Here is a 3,597-nt window from a genome sequence, read left to right as displayed (position 1 = left end):
CACAAGGGGCACTCCCGCAGCATACGACCCGGCACGGCGCGGTGCTCTCGCGGCACAGCCGGCGTCAGGGTCGCATCGTCCTTTTCGGACAGACGTGCCCGCACGCGCCGGCGCCGCAGGTCAGTCGGTCAGCTGGCCGAGAGGAAGACGCCGGGCCAGCACGTCCCCGGCCACGTCCACGACCGACCTGCCCGCGGCGAAGGCGTGCGCCCGCAACCGCAGGAACGCGTCCTCCAGACTGATCCGCAGCAGGGCCGCCAGCATCCCGGTCGCCATGTTGACGTCCTGGTACGACGTCTCCAGCCAGATCCGTTCCTCGCTCGCCATCTGCTCGTTCTGCAGGAGCAGCTTGTGCGAGATCAGGTCGGCGAGCAACGCCGCCTCGAACACGAACTCCGCGGGCAGCACGCCGGGCCGGCGGCGGTACAGCCCGAGCGTCCCGAGCAGCATCGCGCCGATCCGCAGCGGGAAGAAGAACGCGGCGGCGAGCCCCGCACCCCGTGCGGCCCCGGCGAACACGGGCCACCGCACCTCGTCGAAGCTGAGATCGGGAACCAGCACCGGTCCGTGCTCCGCGACCGCCGCGAAGCCCGGCCCCTCACCCACGGTGTACTGCGCTTCCTCGATGCCCGCCGCCCACGAATCACTGGCGCCGACCAGTTCCTGAGCGCGGGAATCGCTGTAGAAGACCAGTGCGGCGCCATCGACTTCCGGCAGCACGCGCACGCACGCGGCACTGAGGGCATGCCCCAGTTCCGCACGCCCTGACGTCGTTCTGCACTCGAGCACCTGCTCTATGAGCCGGTCCCGGCGTTGCCCGTCCAACAGCTGTCCTCTGGCCGACGGTCACACACGTCGGGTTCCAGCCTACGAACCCCTCCCCCTCCGCGCACTTCACCGCGTCAGCGGGTCAGGGCAGATCGAGCTCGTCGTGACGGCCGGCGATGATCTCGGCGAGCTCGACGAGCTTGACGTTGAGGTGCTGCGAGGAGCGGCGCAGCAGGTCGAACGCCTCGTCCGCGGTGAGTCCGCGGCGCGCCATGAGAATGCCCTTGGCCTGGCCGATGACGTCACGTGAGTCGATCGCGCGGCGCAGTTGCTCGGCCTGCAGGGTGGCGATGTCGACGGCCTCGGTGTGCGCCAGCGCCAGGGACGCGTGCGTGGCCAGCAGCAACGCGATCGCCTGGTCCGTCTCGTCGAGGCCGTGTGGCCGGCGGGAGTAGATGTTCAGCGCACCGGACAAGCGCGGCGACTGGACATCGGGCAGCAATGCCGTGGACAACACCGCGCCCAGGCCGCGTTCGGCGGCCAGGTCGGGCGCGGCCGCGACGGCGGGGCCGGCCGGGTCCGCGACGTCGAGGCACGGGCCTTCCACCAGGTCGTACTGCAGCTCGTCGAGCTCGATCGCGACCGGGTCGGTCTCCACCGGTGTGTGGAACTTCCCGTCCCGTGACCGCAGGGTGACGCTGACCAGGTCCGCGCCGGGCACGACCCGCGACGTGGCCTCGACGATCTGCTGCAGCACCTCCCCGGCCGTGGTGGCGTCGAGCAGCGAGTAGGTCAGGGTCGCGAACTGCTGGGCCAGCGGCCCGAGCGGCGCTCCGTGATCGCGCGTGGGCGCCCGGCCGGACGCGAGCGCCTCCTCGGCATCGGCCGTGAACCTGGTCCGGTCGACGTTCCAGTCCTCGGCACTGGGCGGCATCTGCGGCACCTCGGATCGTCTCCTTCCCGTCCGGCGGACACCGATGACGGCGGCAGGGTTGACCGGGTGCTGCGTTCTGAACCCCGGTCCCACCGTAGGCGATCCCGGCGTGGACCGCTGGTGGCCGATGTGGCGCTGACGCCACCTCGACTGTGCCAGATGCCGCAACGCTTTCTCTTCGCGTTGTGGACTGTGGTTTCAAGGCCTACCGTGGAGGAGAAGTCCCGTATTCCGCCTGTCGAGTTCAGCCAGAAGCTCGGTGCACGTCCCACCAACACAGAGTGGAGTCACCGTGTTGAAGCAAGGACTTGATCCCGGCACGCCCAGTTGCTCGGTGCGCGGCTCGCGGCAGGACGGCGTTCCGATCGTCGCCGTCGCAGGTGAGGTGGACATCTTCACCGCACCACTCCTGCGTGCGGAGCTCACCGCCCAGCTGTCCCAGTCGCCCGTCACGCTGGTCGTGGACCTGCGTGAGGTGACATTCTTCGACTCCTCCGGCATCGGCGCCCTGCTGAACGCCCACCGGCTCGCGGCGGATCTCCGCGTGGTGGCGGACAGGGCCGCAGTGCTCAGAACTCTGCACTTCTCCGGCATGGACACGGTGTTCCGCGTCCACCCGACGCTCGGCGAGGCCCTGGCGGGGCTCCGCCGGTAACCGGCAGTCCACACCGGACTCAACGCTCGCACGGCCCTGAGCGTCCGGCCGGAGGTTCAGGGCCGTGCGGCGATCATCCGGTGCGCTACTTGCCGAGTCGCTGTGAGAGCAGTGCCTTGCCCTGCTCGGCGCCCTTGCGGCTTTCGCCCTGCGCGCGGCGGAAGAACTCCGCCAGTTCCGAGTCGCCCGCGCTCTCCGCGTCCTGGACGTAGGTCTCCAGCCGCAGAGCGTTGCTCAGGCAGGCCTCCACGAACCAGATGATGTTGTAGTCCTTGTCCTTCGTACCCGTCACGGTCTGGGCGTCGGCGTTCACAGACACGGTTCCTCCTCGTCCGGTGTCGCGTGTTCCCCACTCGACTACCCCGCCGGCAGAGGAAGACACATCGCCGGAAAGCGAAGAGCGGGACCGGCAGATGCCGGCCCCGCCCTGTGATCACCTGGTGGTCACGCCTTCACGGAGTGCTTCCCGTGGGTCCAGGACGTGGCGTCGCCGCCGTCGCCCGCGGGACCGGAGTGGCCACCGACCGTGGTGCTGTGGTTGGAGGCGTCGCCGGTCGGACCAGTGGCGCCAGTGTCACCGGAGTGGCCCGAGGTGACCTCGGTCCAGGACTTGGTGCCGTGGTTCTTCCAGTCGTGCTTCCAGCCGTGGCAGTTGTCGCCGCGGTGGTGCTTGTTCGCGGTCTTCACCACTGCCTTGTTGCCGCCGGTGGCGCCGGAGTTCCCGGAGTCGCCCGAGTCACCGGTCGTGGCGTCGTTCGAGCTGGTGGCGTTGCCACCGTCGCCCGAGTTGCCGCCCTTGCCCGCGGTGGAGCCGGAGTTGCCGTGCTTGCTCCACTTGCCGTGGTTCCACGACTTGCCCTGCCCGGTCACTGCCCAGGCATCGCCGCCATCACCGGCCGGGCCGGAGTTGCCGCCCTTGGTGACGCTGTGGTTGCCCGCGTCACCGGTCGCGCCGGTGGCACCCGTGTCGCCGGAGTCGCCCGACGTCACCGTGGTCCAGGACTTGGTGCTGTTCCAGGACCAGCTGTGGCCGCGCTCGGAACCGGTCGTGCGGACGACGGCCTTGTTGCCGCCGGTGGCGCCGGAGTTCCCGGAGTCGCCCGAGTCACCGGTCGTGGCGTCGTTCGAGCTGGTGGCGTTGCCGCCGTCGCCCGAGTTGCCGCCCTTGCCCGCGGTGGCCTCGGCCGAACCAGACCTGCCGTGGTTCATGACCGCCGCGTCGCCGCCGTCACCGGCGGAA

General features: G+C 70.0%; 4 protein-coding genes and 1 pseudogene. 1 reads left to right on the top strand and 4 read right to left on the bottom strand.

The window, feature by feature from the left end; genetic code table 11:
• Positions 1 to 120 precede the first annotated feature (120 nt).
• Both SK571_RS45975 and SK571_RS45970 read right to left on the bottom strand, forming a co-directional pair.
• Positions 121 to 789, bottom strand: coding sequence for a GAF and ANTAR domain-containing protein (locus SK571_RS45975; protein WP_319990404.1), 669 nt, complete (start codon positions 787 to 789; stop codon positions 121 to 123).
• Between the two features lie 121 nt (positions 790 to 910).
• Positions 911 to 1,702 carry a GAF and ANTAR domain-containing protein gene (locus SK571_RS45970; RefSeq protein WP_406602119.1) on the bottom strand — a complete coding sequence of 264 codons (792 nt, stop codon included), beginning with the start codon at positions 1,700 to 1,702 and terminating at the stop codon, positions 911 to 913.
• Between the two features lie 292 nt (positions 1,703 to 1,994).
• Here SK571_RS45970 and SK571_RS45965 point away from each other — a divergent pair, with 292 nt between their 5' ends.
• Positions 1,995 to 2,357, top strand: coding sequence for an STAS domain-containing protein (locus tag SK571_RS45965; protein ID WP_319990402.1), 363 nt, complete (start codon positions 1,995 to 1,997; stop codon positions 2,355 to 2,357).
• A gap of 85 nt (positions 2,358 to 2,442) precedes the next feature.
• Here SK571_RS45965 and SK571_RS45960 read toward each other — a convergent pair whose 3' ends face one another.
• Both SK571_RS45960 and SK571_RS45955 read right to left on the bottom strand, forming a co-directional pair.
• Positions 2,443 to 2,676 (bottom strand): hypothetical protein, encoded by a 234-nt coding sequence (locus SK571_RS45960; RefSeq protein WP_319990401.1) that lies wholly within the window; start codon positions 2,674 to 2,676, stop codon positions 2,443 to 2,445.
• Positions 2,677 to 2,801: 125 nt separating this feature from the next.
• Positions 2,802 to 3,597, bottom strand: a pseudogene (locus SK571_RS45955) (hypothetical protein); the annotation flags it as partial.

This window comes from Lentzea kristufekii (genome assembly GCF_033949925.1).
GTDB lineage: Bacteria > Actinomycetota > Actinomycetes > Mycobacteriales > Pseudonocardiaceae > Lentzea > Lentzea kristufekii.
The sequence above is the reverse complement of the archived record's forward strand: the minus strand, read 5'-3'. Positions and strand labels throughout refer to the sequence as shown.